The sequence below is a fragment of the Pseudomonas sp. TMW 2.1634 genome, assembly GCF_001703595.1.
Taxonomy (GTDB): domain Bacteria; phylum Pseudomonadota; class Gammaproteobacteria; order Pseudomonadales; family Pseudomonadaceae; genus Aquipseudomonas; species Aquipseudomonas fragi.
In genome coordinates this window covers 1,757,521-1,779,600 of sequence record NZ_CP016849.1, presented here as the reverse complement: position 1 = coordinate 1,779,600, position 22,080 = coordinate 1,757,521, and the positions used below count along the sequence as shown (strand labels likewise).

Sequence of the window (22,080 nt, the reverse complement as noted above, 5' to 3'; positions counted from 1 at the left end):
GGAGAAATGTCATGTCTGCACCTGATGCCAGCGTGGTCCTCACGGTCGGCGGGATTGGTAAAACCTATACACAACAGCCGGTACTGGCAGGTATTGACTTGTCGCTGTATCGCGGCGAAGTGCTGGCCCTGACGGGGGAGAATGGCGCCGGTAAAAGCACCCTGTCGAAGATCATCGGTGGCCTTGAAATGCCGACCTTGGGGCACATGCATTTCAATGGCCAGGCCTATGCGCCCGGCAGCCGCTCGCACGCCGAGAAGCTGGGAGTGCGCATGGTCATGCAGGAGCTGAACCTGCTGCCCACCCTGACCGTGGCGGAAAACCTGTTTCTGGACAATCTGCCCGGGCGCCTGGGCTGGATCAGCCGCAAGCAATTGCGCAAGGCGGCGATCGAGGCTATGGCCCAGGTTGGCCTGGAGGCGATAGACCCGGACACCCTGGTCGGTGAGCTGGGCATTGGCCATCAGCAAATGGTCGAGATCGCCCGCAACCTGATTGGCGACTGCCATGTGCTGATTCTCGATGAGCCCACGGCGATGCTTACGGCGCGTGAAGTCGAAATGCTCTTTGTGCAAATCGAACGGCTGCAGGCCCGGGGCGTGGCGATCGTTTATATCTCCCACCGGCTTGAAGAGCTGGCCCGTGTGGCCCAGCGCATTGCCGTGTTGCGCGACGGTTGCCTGGTGTGTGTCGAGCCAATTGCCGATTACAGCAGCGAGCAACTGGTCAACCTGATGGTAGGGCGCGAACTGGGCGACCAATTGGACCTGGGGCCGCGCAGCCTGGGTGAACCGGCGCTCAAGGTCACTGCGCTGAGCCGTGCAGACAAGGTGTGCAAGGTCTCGTTTGAGGTCAGAAAAGGCGAAATATTTGGTATCTCAGGCTTGATCGGGGCAGGGCGTACGGAGCTTTTGCGCTTGATCTACGGCGCCGACTTGCCCGATAGCGGCACGGTTGCCCTGGGCTCACCGCTGCAGGTGGTCAGCATCCGTTCGCCCGCCGATGCCGTGAAGCAGGGCATTGCCCTGATTACCGAGGATCGCAAGGGCGAAGGTTTGCTGTTGAGCCAGTCGATCAGCGCCAATATCGGCCTGGGCAACATGCAGCGCGTATCCAGGGCCGGTGTGGTTGATGGCCAGCAAGAGGCAGCATTGGCCCGGCGCCAGATCGACGCAATGGGCATTCGCAGCAGCGGCCCCGAGCAGGTGGTGTCGCAGCTGTCCGGTGGCAACCAGCAGAAGGTGGTCATTGGGCGCTGGCTGGAGCGCGACTGTTCGGTCCTGTTGTTCGACGAACCCACGCGTGGCATCGACATTGGCGCCAAGTTCGATATTTACCGCCTGCTGGGCGAGTTGACGCGCCAGGGCAAGGCGCTGGTGGTGGTGTCCAGCGACCTGCGTGAGTTGATGTTGATCTGTGACCGCATCGGTGTGCTGTCTGCGGGGCGTCTGATCGATACGTTTGAGCGTGACAGCTGGAGCCAGGAACAGTTGCTGGCCGCGGCCTTTGCCGGTTATCAAAAAAGAGATGCGCTGCTCGCAGAAGCAGCGCCACAGGAAGCCCTATGAAAACCTCCCTCGCGCCGCGAAAAAATACCCATAACTACTATGGCATGGGCACTTACCTGGGGCTGGCAGGCGCCTTGCTGGCCATGATCATTCTGTTTTCCAGCCTGAGCGATCACTTTTTCTCCTATGACACGTTAAGCACCCTGGCCAACCAGATCCCGGACCTGATGGTGTTGTCGGTGGGCATGACCTTTGTGCTGATCATCGGTGGTATCGACCTGTCGGTAGGCTCGGTACTGGCCCTGGCGGCGTCTACCGTCAGCGTGGCGATTCTGGGCTGGGGCTGGAGCATCCTGCCGGCGGCCCTGCTGGGCATGGGCTGCGCAGCACTGGCCGGAACCCTTACCGGCTCAATCACCGTGGCCTGGAAAATCCCGTCGTTTATCGTGTCGCTGGGGGTGCTGGAGATGGCCCGGGGAGCGGCTTACCAGATGACCGGTTCGCGCACGGCCTATATCGGTGACGCTTATGCCTGGCTTGCCAACCCCATCGCCTTCGGCATTTCCCCCGCCTTTATCATCGCCTTGCTGATTATCGTGGTTGCCCAGGCAGTGCTCACCCGTACCGTGTTTGGCCGTTATCTGATCGGCATTGGCACCAACGAGGAAGCCGTGCGTCTGGCAGGTATTAATCCAAAACCTTACAAGATTCTGGTCTTCAGCCTGATGGGCTTGCTGGCCGGGGTAGCGGCACTGTTCCAGATCTCGCGCCTTGAAGCGGCAGATCCCAATGCCGGCTCTGGCCTGGAGTTGCAGGTGATCGCGGCGGTGGTGATTGGTGGCACGAGCCTGATGGGCGGCCGTGGTTCGGTAATCAGCACTTTCTTTGGCGTGCTGATTATCTCGGTACTGGCCGCGGGGCTGGCGCAAATCGGCGCAACGGAGCCGACCAAGCGTATTATTACCGGTGCTGTCATTGTGATAGCAGTGGTATTGGACACATACCGCAGTCAACGTGCACAGCGACGGAACTGAGCAATGGCAACGATTAAAGATGTCGCGGCAATGGCAGGCATTTCGTACACGACGGTTTCCCATGTGCTGAACAAGACGCGCCCGGTGAGTGAGCCGGTGCGCCTGAAGGTAGAGGAGGCCATTGCCCGCCTCGACTATGTGCCCAGTGCGGTGGCGCGTTCGCTCAAGGCCAAGACCACGGCCACGATCGGCCTGTTGGTGGCCAATAGCCTGAACCCGTACTTTGCCGAACTGGCGCGTGGTATCGAAGACTACTGTGAGCGCAACAACTACTGCGTGATCCTGTGCAACTGTGACGACGACCCCGACAAGCAGCGCAACTACCTGCGGGTGCTGCTTGAAAAACGGGTCGACGGGCTGGTGGTGGCTTCGGCAGGCGGGGATCTGGGCATGGCCAGCGGGCTGGTCGGGGTGCGCACGCCGATGGTTATCGTCGACCGCAGCCTTGAGGGTGTGGAGGCCGATCTGGTGTGCATCGATCACGAACTGGGGGCGTACCTGGCCACTCGCCATTTGCTGGAGCTGGGCCATCGTGCCATTGCCTGTATTGGCGGGCCGGCCATCACCCGCGTCGCCCAGCTGCGCCGGGCCGGTTATCTGCGCGCGTTGGCAGAGGCGGGCGTGGCGGCGCCGCAGCACTGGATGATCGAGAGCGACTTCAGCAGTGTCGGGGGTTATCAGGCGGCTGTCGGCCTTTTGCAACACAACCCGCCATCGGCCATTTTTGCCTGCAATGACATGATGGGCATTGGTGTGCTGCGGGCAGCAGCAGAACGCAATATTCGGGTGCCGCAGCAGTTGTCGGTGATCGGTTTTGATGATGTGCAGATGAGCCGCTATGTCTATCCGTCGTTGACCACGGTCGGGCAGTCAATTGTGCACTTGGGCGAAATGGCTGCGCAGTTACTGTTGCGCCGTATCGCATCGCCCGGGCGTGCGGTGGAGCAACGAATCGTCAAGCCCGAGATTGTGTTGCGCGAGTCCACTCGGGCTTATGCCGAGGCCGCGTTCAAATCCCCCCAATCAATCACCGGATGAGTGTCGATACATGCAAGCAAATGTAGTGGTGGTTGGCAGCCTGAACATGGACCTGGTGACGCGCACGCAGCGGTTACCGCGCCCGGGAGAAACGGTGTTCGGGCAGTCCTTTACGACGGTGCACGGAGGCAAGGGGGCCAACCAGGCGGTGGCAGCATCGCGTCTGGGTGCGGCTGTGGCTATGGTCGGTTGTGTTGGCAGTGACGCCTATGGCGTACAACTGCGCGACGGGCTGCTGGCCGACCGTATTGACTGCCAGGCCGTGCGCACCGTACCAGGCAGTGCAAGCGGCGTGGCGCTGATCACGGTCGCGGCTGACGGCCAGAACACCATTGTGGTGGTGGCAGGTGCCAATGGCGGTCTGGAGCCTGAAGATATCCAGGCATTTGATCAGGTTTTGCAAGCCGCGCAGGTGCTTGTTTGCCAGCTTGAAGTGCCGATGCCTACAGTGGGGTACGTGCTCGGTCGCGGGCGTGAACTCAACAAGACTGTGATCCTCAATCCGGCCCCGGCAAGTGGCCCGTTGCCAGAGCACTGGTACGACGCGATCGATTACCTGGTCCCCAATGAGAGCGAGGCCTGGGCGCTCAGCGGCGTAGTGGTTGATGGCCTTGAGTCGGCGCAGCGTGCTGCTCGCCAACTGATCCAGTTGGGCGCGCGCAAGGTGATTATCACCCTGGGTGCTCTGGGTGCGCTGTTTGTCAGTGCGCAGCGGGTTACGCACTTTGCGGCGCCCAAGGTTGAAGCGGTCGATGCCACGGCGGCGGGGGATACCTTTGTCGGAGGCTTTGCAGCCGCGCTGGCGGCGGGGATGGCTGAAGATGACGCTATTCGCTTTGCCCAGGTTGCAGCAGCGTTATCGGTAACCCGCGCCGGTGCTCAACCCTCCATTCCCATGTTGCATGAAGTACAGGGCCTTGCCACACCATGAAAAAAACTCCGCTGCTCAACATCGCCCTGTCGCGGCTGATAGCCTCGTTGGGGCATGGCGATATCATTGTCATTGCCGATGCCGGGTTGCCCGTGCCCAAAGGGGTCGAGCTGATTGACCTGGCACTGACCCCAGGCGTACCGGACCTTGCCAGTACCCTGCAGGCCTTGCTCAGCGAGATGCAAGTGCAAAACCATGTGCTGGCCCATGAACTGCTGCTGGCACCGTGCGCGGCGCTGTCATCCATTGAGTTGCATGCCAGCAAGGGGGCGCTGGGCTCGCAGCGCCTTCTGTCCCATGACGCTTTCAAAGAGCTTTGCCTGCAGGCAAAAGCGATTGTTCGCACAGGCGAATGCCACCCTTACTGCAATATTGCCTTGATATCAGGCGTCATCTTTTAGACAGACACTACATGGAGTTGGTTATGCCGGTATTTACCCGTTTGTTTCAGCCACTGATCAGGAGTGTCGTGCTTTTGTCCGCCATCACGATTTCGAGCGTCCACGCAGCCGACAAGATTGATCTTATTATCGACACCGATCCTGGTGCAGATGATGTCGTCGCGTTACTGCTGGCGCTGGCCTCACCCGAGCAGCTGAATGTGCTGGCCATTACCACCGTGGCGGGCAATGTGCGGCTCGACAAGACCTCGCGCAATGCTCGCCTGGCCCGGGAGTGGGCAGGGCGCGAAGAGGTTCCGGTGTATGCCGGGGCGCCCAAGCCATTGGTGCGCACGCCGATTTACGCGGAAAACATCCACGGTCAGGAGGGGGTGACCGGGGTCCCGGTCCATGAGCCTGCCAAAGGGCTTGAGCCGGCCAATGCGGTCAACTACCTGATCGATACCCTGCGTGCGGCCAAGCCAGGCAGCGTGACCATTGCCATGCTCGGCCCGCAGACCAACCTGGCACTGGCCTTGATCCAGGCGCCCGATATCACCAAGGGCATCAAGGAAGTCGTGGTGATGGGCGGGGCCCATTTCAATGGCGGCAATATCACGCCGGTAGCCGAATTCAACCTCTATGCCGACCCGCATGCGGCAGAGGTGGTTTTGCACAGCGGCGTGAAACTGACCTATGTACCGCTGGACGTCACCCACAAGATCCTCACCAGCGAAGCACGCCTCAAGCAGATCGCCGCGTTGGGCAATACGGCCGGCAAGCTGGTGGGGGATATTCTCAATGAATACGTCAAAGGCGACATGGTTCACTACGGCTTGCCGGGCGGGCCTGTACACGATGCCAGTGTGATCGCTTACCTGCTCAACCCCGGGTTGTTTTCCGGGCGCGAAGTCAATCTGGTCGTGGATACCCGTGAAGGTCCCACGTTTGGCCAGACCATTGCGGACTGGTACAACACCCTGAATCAGCCAAAAAATGCTTTTTGGGTTGAAAACGGCGACGCCCAGGGGTTTTTTGACTTGCTGACGGAGCGCCTGGGCCGCTTGAAATAAGTTGCGCGCGTCCGGGCTCAGGTCAGTTTTGCCAGTTCCGTGTGGCGATATTTTTCGAACACCTGGCTGACAAAAGCGCGTGCGGCCTCCGTGCCAAGCTCTTTGACCAAAAGGTCGATGCCGATGATCGCCAGCTCTTCAGGGCTGCCCGGGCTGTAAGAGCACTGTCCTTGATGCCACTTGGCCTTGATATCTGCGTCGATGCTGACTGTTGTCATGGGGTGCTCATGAGAGGGGCGTGAAAGAGCGATTTTAGCAAAAAGTCGCTGTGACGCCATCGACAGAGCCGGGTTAATCGCGTCATGGGGCATTTGCTGTGTCAAATTGCCCATCGGCGCGCTGGTGCGTGCCACACTTGCATTTTTTTCCAGAGGTGCATGCGCCATGCAAATTGATTTGAACGCCCCTGACGGGCTTACCCTGGCGTCGGTACGTCAGTTGCTGGCTTCGGCCAGTGACGATGGCCACACGCAATTGCGTGTGACACGCGCGGGTGTTGCCTTTATTTCTTCTGGCGTGGTGGGCGGTGCAGATATAGACGGGCTGCTGTTTCGCCTGGAGACCTGGGCAGCAGGCTCAGGTTATGTCGGAAAAATTGCGGCCAGTGATGAGGTCTGGGTGATGCAAATTTTCAATGCGTTAAAAGACAACTGGCCTAACCCGCCATTTGACTACATTGATGTGTACTAATTCTTACACATATTTGGCAATGATTAGAGGCGTACGCTACATGCCTGCTCGGGCAAACTGCCTGCGCGTTGGCTAAACAGAGGGTGCTGACAGGCACCATGCAACCTATATGCGAAAAAGCTGTCGCAAAGGTTCAGACTTTTTACTTAAGGAGGCTTCATGTCTTGGAAGCTAGTGTCATTGGGTTCGTTGTTGGCGGTCGTAGCGCTGTCCGGGTGCAGTACGTCAGGTTCGGGCAGTGAGCCCGCTGCCGAGGCAGGGCATAGCCGCTGTGATGCCAGTGCAGCTGCCTTTGTCATCGGCAAGAAAGCATCGGCCGAACTGCTGGAGCAGGCTCGCATCAAAGCCGGTGCGCAGAATGCACGCGTCTTGATGCCCCACGATGTCATGACGCTCGAGTACCGCTCGGATCGTTTGAACCTGAACACGGATGACCAGGCGGTCATTACCCGCGTGAACTGCGGCTAACGTTCTGTCAGGCATAAAAAACCCCGTCACATGGACGGGGTTTTTTTGTTCGAAGGAGATTTACTCCGGACGAACCTGTGCAGCTTGCATACCCTTTTGGCCTTTCTCAGCCACGAAGGAAACGGTCTGGCCTTCTTTCAGGCTTTTGAAACCGTCGCTTTCGATAGCTTTGAAGTGTACGAACAGGTCGTCACCGCCACCTTGAGGAGTGATGAAGCCGAAGCCTTTTTCATCGTTGAACCATTTTACGGTGCCGGTTTGGCGATTAGACATGGTGTATCTCCAAGAAACTTATATTTTCAGTAGTACTGTGCTGCTCAGGCCAACTGGGCACACCGAGCTATCATAGTCGAAATGTGCGCTTTGGAACCCCCCCTGAACCACAGTTTGCTGCGATGTTAGTTTCGGTCTGCTGCCTGAAACGCTCGAAGCCCCCGGTTTCCGGGGGCTTGAGGGTTAAACGGGCTTGGAAAAAAAGCACTCGCGAATGAATATTTTTTACGCAAAAAATGGTTTCTGGCCATTTTTGCCCTGAATCAGGCCCGAATTCGCTCTGCAGCCAGGTCTATTTTTTCGCGCGGCAGGCCTGGATTGCGTCCAGCGCCTTGGTTCGCAGCTCTGCACTCGGCTGGGTGGTCTTGCTCATCAGTTGGGTGATTTCAGCCGTGCTGAACTTTTCGGACAGTTTTTCCGCGCCGCATGCACAGTGTTGCTGGGCGGTCTTGACGTCGACACTTTGGCTTGCCGCCGCTACGCAGTCCTTCATGTAGTCGTTTTTTGCGCCTGCTGGCCAATTATCGGCTTGGGCGCTCAGGGGTAACAGCAGTGCCAAGGGTGCTGCGAAGGCGAGTAAGCGGATCGTGCGCATAAGTTGCTCCTTGTAAGCATGAAAGCCGAGTGTGTATCACTGAGTATCTGAAAGGTGAGTGCAGCTCAAGTTCACCGCTTTGTAAAAAAGTACCCTTTATTTTGGATGCGGGGCAGGGTGCGCAACAGGCAGCGTACATCTGTGCTAGCATGCCGCCCTTGGCTTTTTTTGCGTTTGCATGCTCGCGCAGTTGCAACCCAGAGCCATCAACCCTATTTATTTGAACTCCAGTCACTCTGGTTCGGTTTCCGGTTGGCCGCAAGGCTCCTGCCACTGTGAGGCAGGCAGACCACCGAATCGCGTACTGGCTCATCCCAACCCACGTGACCTTTGGTAGGGGTCACCACTAGGAGAGGAGGCGCCATGCCAACTATTACTCTTCCCGACGGCAGTCAACGTTCTTTCGATCATCCGGTATCCGTGGCCGAGGTTGCCGCGTCCATTGGCGCAGGCCTGGCCAAAGCCACCGTGGCCGGCAAGGTCAACGGCAAGCTGGTTGATGCCTGTGACCTGATCGAACATGACGCCACCTTGCAAATCATCACGCCCAAGGATGAAGAGGGGCTGGAAATCATTCGTCACTCTTGCGCCCACCTGGTCGGCCATGCAGTGAAGCAACTGTTCCCTACGGCCAAAATGGTCATCGGGCCGGTGATTGACGAAGGTTTTTATTACGATATCGCCTATGAGCGTCCGTTCACTCCGGATGACATGGCCGCTATCGAGCAGCGCATGCAGCAGCTGATCGAAAAAGACTACGACGTCATCAAGAAAGTGACGCCGCGTGCCGAAGTCATCGAGCTGTTTGCCGCGCGTGGTGAAGACTACAAGCTGCGCCTGATCGAAGACATGCCGGACGAGCAGGCGATGGGCTTGTACTTCCATGAAGAATACGTCGACATGTGCCGTGGCCCTCACGTGCCCAACACACGCTTCCTGAAGTCGTTCAAGCTGACCAAGCTGTCGGGCGCCTACTGGCGCGGCGATGCCAAAAACGAGCAGTTGCAGCGTATCTACGGCACGGCCTGGGCTGACAAGAAGCAACTGGCAGCCTACGTTCTGCGTATCGAAGAAGCCGAAAAGCGTGACCACCGTAAAATCGGCAAGCGCCTTGGCCTGTTCCATACCCAGGAAGAAGCGCCGGGCATGGTGTTCTGGCACCCGAACGGCTGGACCCTGTACCAGGTACTTGAGCAGTACATGCGCAAAGTACAGCGCGACAATGGCTACCTGGAGATCAAGACTCCACAGGTCGTCGATCGCAGCCTGTGGGAAAAGTCTGGTCACTGGGCCAACTACGCCGAAAACATGTTCACTACCCAGTCGGAAAGCCGCGACTACGCGATCAAGCCGATGAACTGCCCTTGCCACGTGCAAGTGTTCAACCAGGGTCTCAAGAGCTACCGTGAGCTGCCGCTGCGCCTGGCCGAGTTCGGTGCCTGCCACCGCAATGAGCCGTCGGGTGCCCTGCACGGCATCATGCGCGTGCGCGGCTTTACCCAGGACGATGCACACATCTTCTGTACGGAAGAGCAGATGCAGGCCGAGTCCGCCGCCTTTATCAAGCTGACCCTGGATGTCTATGCCGACTTCGGCTTCAAGGACATCGAGCTCAAGCTGTCGACACGTCCTGAAAAGCGTGTGGGCTCCGATGAACTGTGGGATCGTGCCGAAAGTGCATTGGCCTCAGCCCTTGATAGCGCGGGTCTGCCATACGACTTGCAGCCGGGTGAAGGTGCCTTCTACGGGCCGAAGATTGAATTTTCTCTGAAAGATTGTCTGGGTCGTGTCTGGCAGTGTGGTACCCTGCAGCTCGATTTCAACCTGCCGATCCGTCTTGGCGCAGAATATGTGTCCGAAGACAACAGCCGCAAGCACCCGGTTATGCTGCACCGCGCGATCCTTGGATCGTTCGAACGCTTTGTCGGTATCCTGATCGAGCATTACGAAGGTGCGTTCCCTGCATGGCTTGCGCCGACGCAGGCAGTGATCATGAATATCACTGACAAACAGGCAGATTTTGCTGCTGAAGTTGAAAAAACTCTCAATCAGAGCGGATTTCGTGCCAAGTCTGACTTGAGAAATGAAAAGATCGGCTTTAAAATCCGCGAGCATACTTTGCTCAAGGTTCCCTATCTCTTGGTTATCGGAGATCGGGAAGTCGAGATGCAGACTGTCGCTGTGCGTACACGTGAAGGTGCTGACCTGGGCTCGATGCCCGTCGCGCAATTCGCTGAATTCCTCGCACAAGCGGTTTCCCGGCGTGGTCGCCATGATTCGGAGTAATTATTATTAAGCGTGAAATGAGACAAGATAAACGAGCTGCACCGAAAGCCCCGATCAACGAGAATATCTCGGCACGCGAGGTTCGGTTAATTGGGGCTGAAGGCGAGCAGCTTGGGATTGTGTCAATTGAAGACGCGCTTCTTAAAGCTGAAGAGGCCAAACTGGACTTGGTGGAAATTTCCGCTGATGCAGTACCCCCAGTTTGCAAGCTGATGGACTACGGCAAATCGATCTTCGAAAAGAAGAAGCAGATTGCTGCTGCAAAGAAAAACCAGAAACAGATTCAGGTTAAAGAAATCAAGTTTCGTCCAGGGACGGAGGAAGGGGATTACCAGGTAAAACTGCGCAACCTGGTACGTTTCCTGAGTGATGGGGACAGGGCCAAGGTATCGCTACGATTCCGCGGCCGTGAGATGGCCCACCAGGAGCTGGGTATGGAACTGTTGAAGCGGGTTGAAGCTGACCTTGCGGAATACGGTACCGTCGAACAGCATCCTAAGATGGAAGGACGCCAGCTGATCATGGTCATCGCCCCGAAAAAGAAGAAGTAATCAATAGGGCACGGCAGGCCTTCTGATTATGTTTATCAACTGAATGCGGAGTATCCGAACATGCCAAAGATGAAGACTAAAAGTGGTGCTGCTAAGCGGTTTCTGAAAACTGCTAACGGTATCAAGCACAAGCACGCTTTCAAGAGCCACATCCTGACCAAAATGTCGACCAAGCGTAAGCGTCAACTGCGCGGTAGCAGCTTGCTGCATCCGTCTGACGTGGCAAAAGTCGAGCGCATGCTGCGCCTTCGTTAATTTTTGGTTAAGACTAGAGGAAGTAACTCATGGCTCGTGTAAAGCGTGGCGTTGTCGCCCGTAAACGTCACAAAAAAATTCTGAAACTGGCTAAAGGCTACTACGGCGCACGCTCACGCGTATTCCGTGTTGCCAAGCAAGCGGTAATCAAGGCAGGCCAATACGCCTACCGTGACCGTCGTCAGAAAAAACGTCAGTTCCGCGCTCTGTGGATCGCTCGTATCAACGCTGGTGCTCGTATCAACGGTCTGTCTTACAGCCGTTTCATCGCCGGCCTGAAAAAAGCTTCCATCGAGATCGACCGTAAGGTTCTGTCTGATCTGGCAGTGAACGAAAAAGCGGCGTTTGCTGCGATTGTCGAGAAAGCTAAAGCCACTCTGGCTTAAGTACCCCCGACAGTCACTCGGGCTTGCCTGTGCAGGCCCGGGTGCTAAACGTCATAAATAGGGGAAGAGCCTTCAAGCTCTTCCCCTATTTTGTATCTGGAGTCTGTACATGGAAAACCTGGATGCGCTGGTCTCTCAAGCACTAGAGGCTGTGCAAAGCGCTGAAGATATCAATGCCCTGGAGCAAATCCGGGTTCAATACCTTGGTAAAAAGGGTGAATTGACTCAGGTGATGAAGACCCTGGGCAATCTGCCGGCAGAAGAGCGTCCGCAAGTCGGTGCGCTGATCAACGTTGCCAAGGAGCGTGTCACAGAGGTTCTCAATGCGCGCAAGGCGTTGTTTGAAGAGGCCGAACTGGCCGCCAAACTGTCTGCCGAGTCCATTGATGTGACCCTGCCTGGCCGTGGCCAGACCTCTGGCGGTCTGCATCCGGTAACCCGGACTCTGGAACGTATCGAACAGTTCTTTACCCACATTGGCTACGGCATTGCCGAAGGCCCTGAGGTTGAAGACGATTATCACAACTTCGAGGCGCTCAACATCCCAGGCCATCACCCGGCCCGGTCGATGCATGACACCTTCTATTTCAATGCCAACATGTTGTTGCGCACCCATACCTCGCCGGTACAGGTCCGCACCATGGAATCCAAAAAGCCGCCGATCCGCATCGTCTGCCCGGGCCGTGTGTATCGTAGCGACTCCGATATCACCCATTCGCCGATGTTCCACCAGGTTGAAGGCCTGCTGGTCGATCGCGATATCAACTTCGCGGACCTGAAAGGGACCATCGAAGAGTTCCTGCGGGTGTTCTTCGAAAAAGAACTGGCCGTGCGTTTCCGTCCATCCTACTTCCCGTTCACCGAGCCTTCCGCTGAAGTGGATATGGAATGTGTGATGTGCAGCGGTAAAGGCTGCCGTGTCTGCAAGCAGACTGGCTGGCTGGAAGTCATGGGCTGCGGCATGGTTCATCCGAACGTGCTGCGCATGTCCGGGATCGATCCGGAAGAGTTCTCGGGCTTTGCCTTCGGCATGGGCGTTGAGCGTCTGGCCATGCTGCGTTACGGCGTGAACGACTTGCGTCTGTTCTTCGACAACGACTTGCGGTTCCTCGCGCAATTTCGCTAGTCGTAACGAATTCTTAGGAGAGCAGGATGAAATTCAGTGAACAATGGCTGCGTGGTTGGGTAAACCCGCAGGTAGGTCGCGACGAGCTGGTTGCTCGTCTGTCGATGGCCGGTCTTGAGGTCGACAGCGTTACGCCGGCCGCCGGTGTATTCAGTGGTGTGGTGGTGGGCGAGGTGCTGAGCACCGAGCAGCACCCTGATGCCGACAAGCTGCGCGTTTGCCAGGTCAGCAATGGTGCCGAGACGTTTCAGGTAGTGTGCGGCGCGCCCAATGTGCGCCCTGGCTTGAAAATCCCGTTCGCCATGATCGGTGCTGAACTGCCGGGCGACTTCAAGATCAAGAAGGCCAAGCTGCGTGGCGTTGAGTCCAACGGCATGCTGTGCTCGCAAGCAGAGCTGCAAGTGGGCGAGGGCAATGACGGCCTGATGGAGTTGCCGGCTGATGCGCCGGTGGGCGAAGACATTCGTGTATACCTGGGTCTTGAAGACGCCAGCATCGAAGTCGACCTCACTCCGAACCGTGGCGACTGCCTGTCGCTGGCAGGTCTGGCGCGTGAAGTGGGCGCTCTGTACAACGCCCAGGTGACTCGCCCGGTGGTTGCGCCAGTTGCTGCGGTACACGAGGAAGTGCGTCCGGTTGAAGTGTTGGCACCTGCTGCTTGCCCGCGCTACCTGGGCCGTGTGATCCGCAATGTCGACCTGTCCCGGCCAACGCCGCTGTGGATGGTTGAGCGCCTGCGTCGCGCTGACGTGCGTAGCATCGATGCCGCTGTCGACATTACCAACTATGTCATGCTGGAACTGGGTCAGCCGTTGCACGCGTTCGACCTTGCCGAGATCAATGGCGGCATTCGTGTGCGCATGGCCGAAGAAGGCGAGAAGCTGGTACTGCTTGACGGTCAGGAAGTCACCCTGCGCAGCGACACGCTAGTGATTGCCGACCATACCCGTGCCCTGGCTATTGCGGGCGTAATGGGTGGCGAGCACAGCGGTGTGACCGAAAAGACCCGCGACGTATTCCTTGAAAGCGCTTTCTTTGATCAGATCGCTGTCGCTGGCAAGGCCCGCTCCTACGGCCTGCACACCGACGCTTCGCACCGCTATGAGCGTGGCGTGGACTGGAAGCTGGCGCGTGAAGCCATGGAGCGCGCCACTGGCTTGCTGCTGGAAATCACTGGTGGCGAAGCTGGCCCGATCATCGAAACGGTAAACCAGCAGTACCTGCCATCGATTGCGCCAATCACCCTGCGTGCCGCGCGTATCAGCCAGATGCTGGGCATGGAAATGGACTCGGCGGAAATTGAGCGCCTGCTCAGTGCCCTGGGCCTGACCATTACCGCTGAAGGTGAAGGGCAGTGGCGTGTAGAAGTGCCTAGCCATCGTTTCGATATCAGTCTGGAAGTTGACCTGATCGAAGAGCTGGCGCGCCTTTACGGCTACAACCGCTTGCCGGTTCGTTATCCGCAGGCCCGACTGGCACCGCAAGCCAAGGCCGAAGCGCGCAGTGACCTGCCGGAGCTGCGTCGTCTGCTGGTAGCACGCGGGTATCAAGAAGCGATCACCTACAGCTTTATCGACCCGAAACAGTTCGAGCTGTTCAGCCCGGGTGTTGAACCGCTGCTGCTGGCCAACCCGATCTCCAACGACATGGCCGCCATGCGTGCCTCGTTGTGGCCAGGCCTGGTCAAGTCATTGCAGCACAACCTGAACCGTCAGCAAGATCGCGTTCGCCTGTTTGAAAGCGGCCTGCGTTTTGTTGGTCAACTGGAAGGCCTGAAGCAAGAGCCGATGTTGGCTGGCGTGGTGTGTGGCAGCCGTCTGCCTGAAGGCTGGGCACAAGGTCGCGATGTTGTCGACTTCTTCGACGTCAAGGCTGATGTTGAAGCGGTACTGGGTTTTGCTGGTGCACTGGACGCTTTCACCTTTGTGCCGGGCAAACATCCTGCCCTGCATCCGGGCCAGACTGCACGTATCGAGCGTGACGGTCGCGAAGTTGGCTATGTCGGTGCCATCCACCCTGAGCTGTCCAAAAACCTTGGTCTTGACCGTCCAGTGTTTGTTTTTGAACTGGTTCTGGCGGAAGTCGCGGCAGGTAAAATGCCGAAATTCCATGAGTTATCGCGCTTTCCTGAAGTGCGTCGTGACCTGGCGTTGTTGGCAGATCGTGACGTAGCAGCCAGTGCTGTGCTGGATGTAATTCGTGAAAATGCAGGCGAATGGCTGACAGACCTAAGGTTATTTGATGTTTACCAGGGTAAAGGCATTGATCCGCATAGAAAAAGCCTTGCAGTTGGCTTGACCTGGCAGCATCCATCGCGCACTCTTAATGACGATGAGGTGAACGCCACAACGCAAAATATCCTCACCTCGCTTGAACAAAGGTTGAACGCCACGTTAAGGAAGTGACGTATGGGGGCTCTGACAAAAGCTGAGATGGCGGAACGTCTTTATGAAGAGTTGGGCCTGAACAAACGCGAGGCCAAAGAACTGGTCGAGCTGTTTTTTGAAGAAATCAGGCACGCTCTTGAAGACAACGAGCAGGTCAAATTGTCGGGTTTTGGCAATTTTGATCTGCGTGACAAGCGACAGCGGCCAGGCCGCAATCCGAAAACGGGAGAAGAAATCCCGATCACGGCTCGCCGTGTAGTCACTTTTCGTCCAGGGCAGAAGTTGAAGGCCCGAGTAGAGGCTTATGCTGGAACCAAGTCATAACGACGAGCTCCCGCCGATCCCGGGCAAACGCTACTTCGCCATCGGCGAAGTTAGCGAGCTGTGCGGTGTAAAACCGCACGTGCTGCGCTACTGGGAGCAAGAATTTCCTCAGCTCAACCCCGTAAAACGTCGCGGAAACCGCCGGTATTATCAGCGCCAGGATGTGCTGATGATCCGGCAGATTCGAGCGTTGCTTTATGATCAAGGTTTCACTATTGGCGGGGCGCGCTTGCGGCTTTCCGGTGATGAAGCCAAAGATGACACCACGCAGTACAAGCAGTTAATTCGGCAAACGATTAGCGAGCTTGAAGATGTTTTGCAGGTCCTGAAAAAATAACCAAAGCGTTTTAAAATACTTTCGTATTTCAAAAGCTTAAGGTATATTTCTCGACGTTCTAGCAAGTTGTAACGCCTAGTCGGGGCGTAGCGCAGTCCGGTAGCGCACTAGCATGGGGTGCTAGGGGTCGAGTGTTCGAATCACTCCGTCCCGACCATATTCTGTAAGGGAATCAAGGGTTTACGCTCTTGGTTCCCTTTCTCGTTTCTGCCTTGCGCAAAACTGGCGCAAAATGCGCGCAAAACTATCCGGTGATTTCGCTGATATTCAGGTCTGGAATCGCATCCGACCAGATCACATCGGCGTGGTCTTTTTGGTAGTTCTTGGTCATGGTCTCGCTGGCATGACCCGCAATGGCCTGACCATCTTTACCGGCTCTTTTGTACAGGTGCAGCGACAATGCGCGCACTTCGTGAAAGCCCGGCATCTCTTCTTCTTTCCAGTCCGCGTAACAGCCGGCGAGTTCACGCGCCTCTTTAAAAGAGCGCGTTAAAAACCGATCCTCTACTTTGGTCCAGTGCTCTTTAGTCTGCGCCTGCTTTTGTAACAGTCGTTGTGGCTTGCGATGAATCAAGAACGGGGAGGCTACGTTGTCTCTGCATCGTGTAATAACGGTTTGTAACTCCTCAGTCACCTTGAAACGAATCCACGCTGTATCGCTGGCTTTGGCAGTTTTCTTTTGTACCAGGTACAGATAGCCATCCTGCACGCCATCAAATCGCATGTCCAAAATATCTGAGCGGCGTTGAGCGGTGATCAGTGCCAAGTCGATGGCGTTGCGCAACCAAGGTGGCGACACTTCCCTGATCGCCTTCAGACCTTCCACAGTGTGGCGTTTGCGTTGCTTCTTCTCGATACGGTTGATGGTGCTCGATGCCGGGTTGTCCGGGCACAAGCCCTTCGACGCGGCATGATTGAAAATGTCCACCAGCAAGGCGCGACTTTGATTGGCGCTACGGGGTGTCAGGGTGTCGAGCAGCTCTGCAACCATGCGTATGGTTATCTGATCGACAGCCTTACCCTCAAAGTGTCTTCTGAATCGTCTGAAGTGAACGGCGTACAGCCCCAGCGTCCCCTTGGCCAGCTCGCGGGGCGGAAGAATTTCGGCTTCGTACTTGTCCAGGAATCCTGCAAATGAACCTGACATGTTGCCCATCACGGCCCCAACCAGGTCAGCACCGCGCATGAACTCCAGATTGAGCTGTTTAGCGGCGTCGATTGCTCTGATCCGGTCGCTGCCAAACTGAAACCACTTACCGTCGGTGGGCCGACGGTAGCGGTAGGTCGAGCGCCGCGCATCAAAGTACAGGTTCTGCGGCAGGTGCTTGTTCGCACCAGTGCGCGGCCTAGGGGACATCAGGCTACTCCTTTCAATACCATTGCGACCAAGTCGTTACCATCCGACTTGCTCAGCGCATTCCAGTCAACGTACCAAAGCGAGCCAATCTGCTCACCCGGCAATTTGCCGTTGCGGATGTAGTTACGAATAGCTTGGGAGCACAACGGCGTTCCGTTCTCACCCCAGCGGCGGCGCTGGTATTCGCTGATTTTGATGAGTTCTTTACGCATGATTAGCGTCCTTTCCAAGCGTTATTAAGGCTCTTATACCCCACCACAAGCTGCGCGGGCGGGCGGTTCTGAGCGTTTAGCGTTGCATCAACATGGGCTGCCTCGCGCAGCTTTACGTGGGGTATAAGCACCCCCGCAGTGGCACGAATAGCGTTAGTAATGCCTGCTGCTTCGCAGCAGAGACTGTTTTTTACAGGCGTGGCGATCCCACGGGCGTTGCAGAGCAAAGCGGGCAGGGCTGGGTGGTGTATCAGTTGGTGGGTCATGCCGCTTTTCTCCGGGTACGGGCATCCGGTTGATGCTTCTGGCCATCGGCCAAGCCGCAACGGTAGCCAATCAAATAGAGCAGGCCCGCGCTGAAAATCAGGACAATCAACGCGCAGATCTGAGTCGTGGTCATGTGGTGTGCTCCTGGTGCATCGCTGGTGGTGACAGCGGGGTTAGTCGTCTTTGTTCTGGGTATCGCCTTGCGGCCTCGTAAGCTCTTCATCAGCCTTGTATGCACGGATATCGATCAGTGCGGCAACGTGGCGGATATGAGCGAACTTGGTGGCCTTGCGGCTGCTATCGAGCGTGGTAATGGGCAGTTGAATACGGCCGCTGATGATTTCCGCGATGAATGACTGTTCGTTGAGGTAGCGAAAATACTGCGCGCGCAGCTTGTCGAGGGGGATCAGCACGTCGCCGAAGTTGCGGTACAGCAGCTCAACGGTGGCCGCGTCCGGTGCTGGCATGAGCCGCAGCGGATTTTGGTTGGCATTACTCATGGGCGGACCTGCTCGTTTTAGGTGGGTGGCGGGCTGGGTGTGTCCAGGCATTCAGGCAGTGGCGCTTGGTCAGTTCGCGTAAATGCTCAGGCACTTCAAGGAGCGCAGCGTTGCGCTCCTCGCGTGTAGGCATGGCCACGATCTGCCGCGCATACTCCCTAGGCCACGTCACGGCGGTCAGCCGGAATAGGTGGAAGGGCCAGCCCCAACTGCTCGGCCAGCCAAGCGATGCCGGGCGGACGTACCCGGGTTGATTGGCTGTACTGCATGCCGAGTTCAGCGTGGAACCAGTTGCTGTCCTTGACCCGCAGATGCTCACGATCCCGAACCGGGAAGGCTGGCAGGTTGCGGTCGTTGAGCAGGCCTTTTTCGCGCATCAACTTGATCAGTTTTGGCCGGTTAGTGCCCAAGCAAGCGGCGGCTTTGGCGAGAGTGCGATCCATACCACCTCCTAAGCTGCATGCGCGGCAGGAGCTACCGACGCGGCCAAGTGGTTGAGGGATTGCAGGAGCCGGTCGACGCTGTGCTGCTCGTCGCCATATGCCGTAAAGCACTGGGTGCGGGGGTATGTGTTGCCAGCGACGATAATGGCCGTGACGCCTGTGCGGCTCTGCGTGCGATGCACCGCTATTCTGACGTCCTCATCGAAGCCGACATCGAGCAGCAATGAGCCTCCATTGCGCACCAACTGGTGCAGTTGCTGTTGCTGATGAGTATCCAGTAGTTGGCCGCGGTCGACAGATTCGGCAGTCACGCGTGGTGTTGCTGGCTCGGCAGTATCCATACGGCCATTGGCGATGGACTCAATAAAGTCAGCGAGCACCAGGTGCGTGTCTTTGCTTGGGGTCTGTACCGTCAGGCTGTGCTTCTCAGCGCCGGTGATGATCGTAAAGTGAGTGCTGGCGGGGCCGCGCTCGACATGAAGATCAAAGGTCAACGGCTGGTTGGTATTTTGAAGCGGGCAAACGTACTTAAACGTGCCGTTCAAATTGACCTGTGCAGCCAGCAGGCGAAGGGTTTTATCAGCCAAAGAAAACCGGTTCATGCTGCATGCCCTCCATTGTTCGGGTCGAACGGGGTAGGGCGGTTGCTTTGCCGGACCAGACGGGGTTTGTGGTTGTGGAGGATGACCAAGCAGCCGGTGGTGGCTTGCAGCTGCTCGATCAGTCGACGGTTACTGGCGCACGTTGGGTGGACGTGCAGGGTTGCTGTGGTGTGCATGGTGTTGCCTCGCTCTGTGGTGGGAGAGTGAGGTGATTATTAACCCTAAAGGTTATCATGGTCAATATTTAATCTTTAGGGTTTATTTTTGAGGTTGTTTCATGATTTTGGATCCGTTGCTTGCCTTGTGTGATGGCCATGAGCTATAAATGACTTCGTTGGGTGTACCACCCAAGTGCTCTTTAAACATCGATAAATATCTAGGCTTGCAGTTGGCGATTGGGTTACCAATCAGTTTTGGGGTTCTCCAAGACTATTTCCGCCACCCGCATGTTCGTTCTATGCAGGTTTGCAGAACTCTCGCGCTTTGCATGAGGGAATGCTACCCGAATGTATCCATGTGTTTACGGATGCTTCTGAATATTAGGTAAAACTACGCGTCGACGCAAAAGCTTCGTGCTGAGCGATAACAGCGTGAACTAGTCTGCGCTAACGGAAAGCATACCCTTGCTTACCCAAAGCGTTACTCGTTGACGTTAACGAAAAGCGTAGCCGCCGTTGGCCGAATTTTTGATTCGGTAAACAGTGACCAAAATGTACACATAGCGAATCGGCGGCGGTCGGGCTTCTCTAAACCTTCGAATCAAATGTCTTTGATTCAAAGCTTCAGAGAAGCCAGAACTGTGGTTTGTATGGGCACCTTCAAGTTCCTTTCGGCCTGGAAGCTTTCGGCGGGGCAATTTCGCCCGACAGGAGCTATATCGATGAGTAAATTAAAGAACGCTAACCGCCGTAAGGCGGCAAAGCACGCGCACAAAATTGAAGGTGCTCGCGTTAAGGCAAAGACTTCGGTGTCTTCGAAAGAAGACTCGAAAAGCAAGGTGGAGGGAGTTAAGAAGTGTCTTGGTTTTATTTATGATACTTTCAAGGTTCCAGCCATTAAGTGGTGTTTTCAAAATTGGTCCAGTATTTGTGATACTGCAGGAAAATGGGCTGAAATTATTTTGACTACGGTGAGCTGATGACGCAACAAATCACACAATTCGAATTCCCATGAGGCCAGCAAAAATGCTGGCCTTATTTTTTGGTGAGCAAGATGGATAAGCCTCGTTATTCGCAAAAGCCAATTTTCAATATTGAGTCGTTAGCTTTAAGACTTGGGGAGTCCCCTATGCTCTTGAATAATCTGGCAAGAAATTCGCACAGACTATACCGGACGGTTCCTCAGCAGAAAAAGGATGGTTCAGTCAGAGAGACGTTTGATGCACATCAGCCGTTGAAGGCTATTCAGAGAAAGATAGTTGATCGTATTTTTTCGGGCGTGATTTTCCCTGACTATCTGCATGGTGGAATTCGCGACGTAAACAGCCCTAGAAGTATCTATTCAAATGTGGCATGTCATGCTGGGGCTCGTGTTGTACTTATGCAGGATATTAAGAATTTCTTTCCATCCATCACTGAAGATAAGGTTCTAGGTGTATTCAAGGGTGTGCTTGGTTTTGGAGATGATGTTTCAAGTTTGCTGGTAAAGTTAACTACTAGAAGGGGGGTAGTGCCTCAAGGTGCCAGCACTAGCAGCTATCTTGCAAATCTTGTTTTTTGGGATGTTGAGCCAAGGCTAGTAACTTGGGTTAAAGCTAATAATTTATCTTATAGCCGATTTGCTGACGACATTACAATTTCTTCGAAAGGGGATGTTCGTGACGAGTTAAAAACAGATGTTATAAGAAAAGTTACTGGCATGCTTGCTTCAAAAGGCTTTTATCAGAAACGACAGAAAATGCATGTACTTAAAAAAGGTCAGGTGATAGTAACTAAAGGTGGAGTTGAACCATTTGTTATTACCGGTCTTGCTGTTTCCGGGCCTAATCCAGGGGTGGCTAAATTTGAGCGAAAAAAAATAAGAGCAGCCGTGAAAGAGTTTGAGGACTTGATAGGTTCAGGAGTATTTGTTTCAGATGTTGAGAATAAATATAATAGTGCTATGGGGCGAGTAGGTAGACTGATTGCTTGTGGGCAATCTGATGGGATTATTCTTAAAGAAAGATTAAATGCAGCGCGCCTTAAGGCCAGTGTCCCACTGCTAGAAAAATATCTTGCGGCAAATATTATTCCGGTCGTACAAGCTAAAGTCGAAGAATAGGTACTATTTCAGCTGTATAGTATTTGCCCTAAGCATATTTCAGAATCCCTTTACAGATCGGAAATTTTCCACCTAGCCCGACCACAAACGCTCCATTCTTCATTCATTCGAATAATGCGCTCTGGCCAATCAGGGTTGAGCGCGTACAGATACATCTCGCTGCCTTCCTGCCTCAGTTGCTTCAGCGTCGTAGCTTCATCACTCGCGCGTTTGGCGGCAACAAAATGCCCAGCAAATGCTTCAAGTGACGGATCAATAACGACCTTGTCACCCTCCATGAACTTCGGCTCCATGCTTATGCCTTCTACACGCAGAATGAATGCACGCGGCCCAACAGGCCCAGGCGCCTCGATCCATTCCTCAGCATCACGAGGATCGAAACTTTCTTCTGATGAGCACCATGAGCCAGCAGCAATTGATCCGATCACAGGTAGTTTCCTGCCGGTGTAGCCAATAACGGAACCGTTGTCGAAGTTCGCATAGCCATGTGGCACATCAAGCGAGCCGTTAGGCAGGCTTAAGGCTCGTTCGATTTCGCGCGCAATTTGATCACCAATCCCTTTGGTTGGGTTCTTCCCGCCGAAAGCGCTCACTTGCGCAGGCGCTTTGCCTAGCAGCTCGGCAATGTCGATCAGGCGTAGTTTTTTCTCGGCCAGGATATGGCGGAAATTGTGCAGTCGGGTATCTGAAATTCTCATGCAGTGATTGTGCCCAGATTAACCTATAGGGTGAATGTCCTTATAGGTATTGCAATAGTTAACCTTTGTGGTTAAATTGCATCTCCCGGAGGTACACCAC

29 protein-coding genes and 1 tRNA gene are annotated in these 22,080 nt (G+C 55.6%); 19 read left to right on the top strand and 11 right to left on the bottom strand.

From position 1 onward, the window contains the following. Positions 1–11: 11 nt before the first annotated feature. Genes BFC21_RS08450 through BFC21_RS08425 form a run of 6 tightly spaced genes read left to right on the top strand, consistent with a single transcriptional unit; the run spans position 12 to position 5,964 of the window. Positions 12–1,568, top strand: a complete 1,557-nt coding sequence (locus tag BFC21_RS08450) for a sugar ABC transporter ATP-binding protein (RefSeq protein ID WP_088377646.1) — start codon at positions 12–14, stop codon at positions 1,566–1,568. Next, positions 1,565–2,542: an ABC transporter permease gene (locus BFC21_RS08445; protein WP_016781416.1), complete on the top strand. Its 978-nt coding sequence runs from the start codon at positions 1,565–1,567 to the stop codon at positions 2,540–2,542. Before BFC21_RS08450 ends, BFC21_RS08445 begins: the two co-directional genes overlap by 4 nt. Before the next feature lie 3 nt (positions 2,543–2,545). Next, complete coding sequence (locus BFC21_RS08440) at positions 2,546–3,580, top strand: LacI family DNA-binding transcriptional regulator (protein ID WP_088377645.1); 1,035 nt, start codon at positions 2,546–2,548, stop codon at positions 3,578–3,580. A 10-nt stretch (positions 3,581–3,590) separates the two neighbouring features. Then, positions 3,591–4,511, top strand: a complete 921-nt coding sequence (gene rbsK / locus BFC21_RS08435; protein ID WP_120265973.1) for a ribokinase — start codon at positions 3,591–3,593, stop codon at positions 4,509–4,511. Next, positions 4,508–4,912 carry a D-ribose pyranase gene (gene rbsD, locus BFC21_RS08430; RefSeq protein ID WP_088377643.1) on the top strand — a complete coding sequence of 135 codons (405 nt, stop codon included), beginning with the start codon at positions 4,508–4,510 and terminating at the stop codon, positions 4,910–4,912. The genes rbsK and rbsD overlap by 4 nt, the downstream gene beginning before the upstream one ends. A 23-nt stretch (positions 4,913–4,935) precedes the next feature. Then, positions 4,936–5,964 (top strand): nucleoside hydrolase, encoded by a 1,029-nt coding sequence (locus tag BFC21_RS08425; protein WP_016781412.1) that lies wholly within the window; start codon positions 4,936–4,938, stop codon positions 5,962–5,964. 17 nt (positions 5,965–5,981) lie between these two features. On the opposite strand, the gene BFC21_RS08420 is transcribed toward BFC21_RS08425, so the two are convergent. Next, positions 5,982–6,182 carry a hypothetical protein gene (locus tag BFC21_RS08420; protein WP_016781411.1) on the bottom strand — a complete coding sequence of 67 codons (201 nt, stop codon included), beginning with the start codon at positions 6,180–6,182 and terminating at the stop codon, positions 5,982–5,984. A 166-nt stretch (positions 6,183–6,348) separates the two neighbouring features. Here BFC21_RS08420 and BFC21_RS08415 point away from each other — a divergent pair, with 166 nt between their 5' ends. Beyond that, positions 6,349–6,654 (top strand): hypothetical protein, encoded by a 306-nt coding sequence (locus BFC21_RS08415; RefSeq protein ID WP_016781410.1) that lies wholly within the window; start codon positions 6,349–6,351, stop codon positions 6,652–6,654. A gap of 159 nt (positions 6,655–6,813) precedes the next feature. Continuing rightward, entirely contained in the window at positions 6,814–7,122 is a 309-nt protein-coding gene (locus BFC21_RS08410) for an I78 family peptidase inhibitor (protein ID WP_016781409.1), read from the top strand. Between the two features lie 60 nt (positions 7,123–7,182). Here the strand turns inward: BFC21_RS08410 and BFC21_RS08405 are convergent, their stop codons facing one another. Both BFC21_RS08405 and BFC21_RS08400 read right to left on the bottom strand, forming a co-directional pair. Continuing rightward, positions 7,183–7,395 (bottom strand): cold-shock protein, encoded by a 213-nt coding sequence (locus BFC21_RS08405; RefSeq protein ID WP_003179963.1) that lies wholly within the window; start codon positions 7,393–7,395, stop codon positions 7,183–7,185. A gap of 292 nt (positions 7,396–7,687) precedes the next feature. Continuing rightward, positions 7,688–7,990 (bottom strand): hypothetical protein, encoded by a 303-nt coding sequence (locus tag BFC21_RS08400; protein WP_016781408.1) that lies wholly within the window; start codon positions 7,988–7,990, stop codon positions 7,688–7,690. Positions 7,991–8,353: 363 nt separating this feature from the next. On the opposite strand from BFC21_RS08400, the gene thrS reads away from it, so the two are divergent. The 9 genes from thrS (at position 8,354) to BFC21_RS08350 (ending at position 15,799) form a co-directional block, all read left to right on the top strand. Continuing rightward, positions 8,354–10,276, top strand: coding sequence for a threonine--tRNA ligase (thrS, locus tag BFC21_RS08390; protein WP_016781407.1), 1,923 nt, complete (start codon positions 8,354–8,356; stop codon positions 10,274–10,276). Next, on the top strand, positions 10,276–10,827 hold the full coding sequence (gene infC, locus BFC21_RS08385; RefSeq protein ID WP_169844844.1) for a translation initiation factor IF-3: 552 nt from the start codon (positions 10,276–10,278) through the stop codon (positions 10,825–10,827). Before thrS ends, infC begins: the two co-directional genes overlap by 1 nt. Before the next feature lie 60 nt (positions 10,828–10,887). After that, complete coding sequence (gene rpmI / locus BFC21_RS08380; RefSeq protein WP_002553160.1) at positions 10,888–11,082, top strand: 50S ribosomal protein L35; 195 nt, start codon at positions 10,888–10,890, stop codon at positions 11,080–11,082. Between the two features lie 29 nt (positions 11,083–11,111). Continuing rightward, entirely contained in the window at positions 11,112–11,468 is a 357-nt protein-coding gene (gene rplT, locus BFC21_RS08375) for a 50S ribosomal protein L20 (protein WP_003442184.1), read from the top strand. A 109-nt stretch (positions 11,469–11,577) separates the two neighbouring features. Further along, positions 11,578–12,594: a phenylalanine--tRNA ligase subunit alpha gene (gene pheS / locus BFC21_RS08370; protein ID WP_016781405.1), complete on the top strand. Its 1,017-nt coding sequence runs from the start codon at positions 11,578–11,580 to the stop codon at positions 12,592–12,594. Positions 12,595–12,620: 26 nt separating this feature from the next. Beyond that, positions 12,621–14,999: a phenylalanine--tRNA ligase subunit beta gene (pheT, locus tag BFC21_RS08365; RefSeq protein ID WP_088377642.1), complete on the top strand. Its 2,379-nt coding sequence runs from the start codon at positions 12,621–12,623 to the stop codon at positions 14,997–14,999. A gap of 3 nt (positions 15,000–15,002) precedes the next feature. Continuing rightward, positions 15,003–15,305, top strand: a complete 303-nt coding sequence (gene ihfA, locus BFC21_RS08360) for an integration host factor subunit alpha (protein ID WP_002553164.1) — start codon at positions 15,003–15,005, stop codon at positions 15,303–15,305. Continuing rightward, positions 15,286–15,642, top strand: coding sequence for a MerR family transcriptional regulator (locus tag BFC21_RS08355; protein WP_016781403.1), 357 nt, complete (start codon positions 15,286–15,288; stop codon positions 15,640–15,642). The genes ihfA and BFC21_RS08355 overlap by 20 nt, the downstream gene beginning before the upstream one ends. Before the next feature lie 80 nt (positions 15,643–15,722). Beyond that, positions 15,723–15,799, top strand: a tRNA-Pro gene (locus tag BFC21_RS08350). Between the two features lie 87 nt (positions 15,800–15,886). Here the strand turns inward: BFC21_RS08350 and BFC21_RS08345 are convergent. From BFC21_RS08345 to BFC21_RS08310, 7 genes are all read right to left on the bottom strand, one after another. Then, positions 15,887–16,999, bottom strand: a complete 1,113-nt coding sequence (locus tag BFC21_RS08345) for a tyrosine-type recombinase/integrase (protein WP_120265972.1) — start codon at positions 16,997–16,999, stop codon at positions 15,887–15,889. Further along, positions 16,999–17,211: a hypothetical protein gene (locus BFC21_RS08340; protein WP_120265971.1), complete on the bottom strand. Its 213-nt coding sequence runs from the start codon at positions 17,209–17,211 to the stop codon at positions 16,999–17,001. The genes BFC21_RS08345 and BFC21_RS08340 overlap by 1 nt, the downstream gene beginning before the upstream one ends. 262 nt (positions 17,212–17,473) lie before the next feature. Next, entirely contained in the window at positions 17,474–17,611 is a 138-nt protein-coding gene (locus tag BFC21_RS27165; RefSeq protein WP_158637842.1) for a hypothetical protein, read from the bottom strand. 40 nt (positions 17,612–17,651) lie between these two features. Next, complete coding sequence (locus BFC21_RS08330) at positions 17,652–17,978, bottom strand: pyocin activator PrtN family protein (protein ID WP_120265969.1); 327 nt, start codon at positions 17,976–17,978, stop codon at positions 17,652–17,654. A gap of 158 nt (positions 17,979–18,136) precedes the next feature. Further along, positions 18,137–18,421: a phage antirepressor KilAC domain-containing protein gene (locus BFC21_RS08320; RefSeq protein WP_120265967.1), complete on the bottom strand. Its 285-nt coding sequence runs from the start codon at positions 18,419–18,421 to the stop codon at positions 18,137–18,139. Between the two features lie 8 nt (positions 18,422–18,429). Beyond that, on the bottom strand, positions 18,430–19,023 hold the full coding sequence (locus tag BFC21_RS08315; RefSeq protein ID WP_120265966.1) for a hypothetical protein: 594 nt from the start codon (positions 19,021–19,023) through the stop codon (positions 18,430–18,432). Further along, positions 19,020–19,199: a hypothetical protein gene (locus BFC21_RS08310; protein WP_120265965.1), complete on the bottom strand. Its 180-nt coding sequence runs from the start codon at positions 19,197–19,199 to the stop codon at positions 19,020–19,022. The genes BFC21_RS08315 and BFC21_RS08310 overlap by 4 nt, the downstream gene beginning before the upstream one ends. A 704-nt stretch (positions 19,200–19,903) precedes the next feature. Here BFC21_RS08310 and BFC21_RS08305 point away from each other — a divergent pair. Next, the gene (locus BFC21_RS08305) at positions 19,904–20,161 is read left to right on the top strand and encodes a hypothetical protein (protein WP_120265964.1); all 258 of its coding nucleotides are present in this window, start codon (positions 19,904–19,906) and stop codon (positions 20,159–20,161) included. A gap of 74 nt (positions 20,162–20,235) precedes the next feature. After that, a complete protein-coding gene (locus tag BFC21_RS08300; protein WP_120266705.1) occupies positions 20,236–21,282 on the top strand; it encodes a reverse transcriptase family protein in 1,047 nt (348 codons plus the stop codon). Positions 21,283–21,332: 50 nt separating this feature from the next. Here the strand turns inward: BFC21_RS08300 and BFC21_RS08295 are convergent, their stop codons facing one another. After that, complete coding sequence (locus BFC21_RS08295) at positions 21,333–21,980, bottom strand: LexA family transcriptional regulator (protein WP_094992979.1); 648 nt, start codon at positions 21,978–21,980, stop codon at positions 21,333–21,335. Positions 21,981–22,080 lie beyond the last annotated feature (100 nt).

Coding starts and splice junctions, on each gene's coding strand:
- BFC21_RS08450 (WP_088377646.1), top strand. CDS start 12: ATGTCTGCACCTGATGCCAGCGTGGTCCTCACGGTCGGCGGGATTGGT.
- BFC21_RS08445 (WP_016781416.1), top strand. CDS start 1,565: ATGAAAACCTCCCTCGCGCCGCGAAAAAATACCCATAACTACTATGGC.
- BFC21_RS08440 (WP_088377645.1), top strand. CDS start 2,546: ATGGCAACGATTAAAGATGTCGCGGCAATGGCAGGCATTTCGTACACG.
- rbsK (WP_120265973.1), top strand. CDS start 3,591: ATGCAAGCAAATGTAGTGGTGGTTGGCAGCCTGAACATGGACCTGGTG.
- rbsD (WP_088377643.1), top strand. CDS start 4,508: ATGAAAAAAACTCCGCTGCTCAACATCGCCCTGTCGCGGCTGATAGCC.
- BFC21_RS08425 (WP_016781412.1), top strand. CDS start 4,936: ATGCCGGTATTTACCCGTTTGTTTCAGCCACTGATCAGGAGTGTCGTG.
- BFC21_RS08420 (WP_016781411.1), bottom strand. CDS start 6,182: ATGACAACAGTCAGCATCGACGCAGATATCAAGGCCAAGTGGCATCAA.
- BFC21_RS08415 (WP_016781410.1), top strand. CDS start 6,349: ATGCAAATTGATTTGAACGCCCCTGACGGGCTTACCCTGGCGTCGGTA.
- BFC21_RS08410 (WP_016781409.1), top strand. CDS start 6,814: ATGTCTTGGAAGCTAGTGTCATTGGGTTCGTTGTTGGCGGTCGTAGCG.
- BFC21_RS08405 (WP_003179963.1), bottom strand. CDS start 7,395: ATGTCTAATCGCCAAACCGGCACCGTAAAATGGTTCAACGATGAAAAA.
- BFC21_RS08400 (WP_016781408.1), bottom strand. CDS start 7,990: ATGCGCACGATCCGCTTACTCGCCTTCGCAGCACCCTTGGCACTGCTG.
- thrS (WP_016781407.1), top strand. CDS start 8,354: ATGCCAACTATTACTCTTCCCGACGGCAGTCAACGTTCTTTCGATCAT.
- rpmI (WP_002553160.1), top strand. CDS start 10,888: ATGCCAAAGATGAAGACTAAAAGTGGTGCTGCTAAGCGGTTTCTGAAA.
- rplT (WP_003442184.1), top strand. CDS start 11,112: ATGGCTCGTGTAAAGCGTGGCGTTGTCGCCCGTAAACGTCACAAAAAA.
- pheS (WP_016781405.1), top strand. CDS start 11,578: ATGGAAAACCTGGATGCGCTGGTCTCTCAAGCACTAGAGGCTGTGCAA.
- pheT (WP_088377642.1), top strand. CDS start 12,621: ATGAAATTCAGTGAACAATGGCTGCGTGGTTGGGTAAACCCGCAGGTA.
- ihfA (WP_002553164.1), top strand. CDS start 15,003: ATGGGGGCTCTGACAAAAGCTGAGATGGCGGAACGTCTTTATGAAGAG.
- BFC21_RS08355 (WP_016781403.1), top strand. CDS start 15,286: ATGCTGGAACCAAGTCATAACGACGAGCTCCCGCCGATCCCGGGCAAA.
- BFC21_RS08345 (WP_120265972.1), bottom strand. CDS start 16,999: ATGTCCCCTAGGCCGCGCACTGGTGCGAACAAGCACCTGCCGCAGAAC.
- BFC21_RS08340 (WP_120265971.1), bottom strand. CDS start 17,211: ATGCGTAAAGAACTCATCAAAATCAGCGAATACCAGCGCCGCCGCTGG.
- BFC21_RS27165 (WP_158637842.1), bottom strand. CDS start 17,611: ATGACCACGACTCAGATCTGCGCGTTGATTGTCCTGATTTTCAGCGCG.
- BFC21_RS08330 (WP_120265969.1), bottom strand. CDS start 17,978: ATGAGTAATGCCAACCAAAATCCGCTGCGGCTCATGCCAGCACCGGAC.
- BFC21_RS08320 (WP_120265967.1), bottom strand. CDS start 18,421: ATGGATCGCACTCTCGCCAAAGCCGCCGCTTGCTTGGGCACTAACCGG.
- BFC21_RS08315 (WP_120265966.1), bottom strand. CDS start 19,023: ATGAACCGGTTTTCTTTGGCTGATAAAACCCTTCGCCTGCTGGCTGCA.
- BFC21_RS08310 (WP_120265965.1), bottom strand. CDS start 19,199: ATGCACACCACAGCAACCCTGCACGTCCACCCAACGTGCGCCAGTAAC.
- BFC21_RS08305 (WP_120265964.1), top strand. CDS start 19,904: ATGAGTAAATTAAAGAACGCTAACCGCCGTAAGGCGGCAAAGCACGCG.
- BFC21_RS08300 (WP_120266705.1), top strand. CDS start 20,236: ATGGATAAGCCTCGTTATTCGCAAAAGCCAATTTTCAATATTGAGTCG.
- BFC21_RS08295 (WP_094992979.1), bottom strand. CDS start 21,980: ATGAGAATTTCAGATACCCGACTGCACAATTTCCGCCATATCCTGGCC.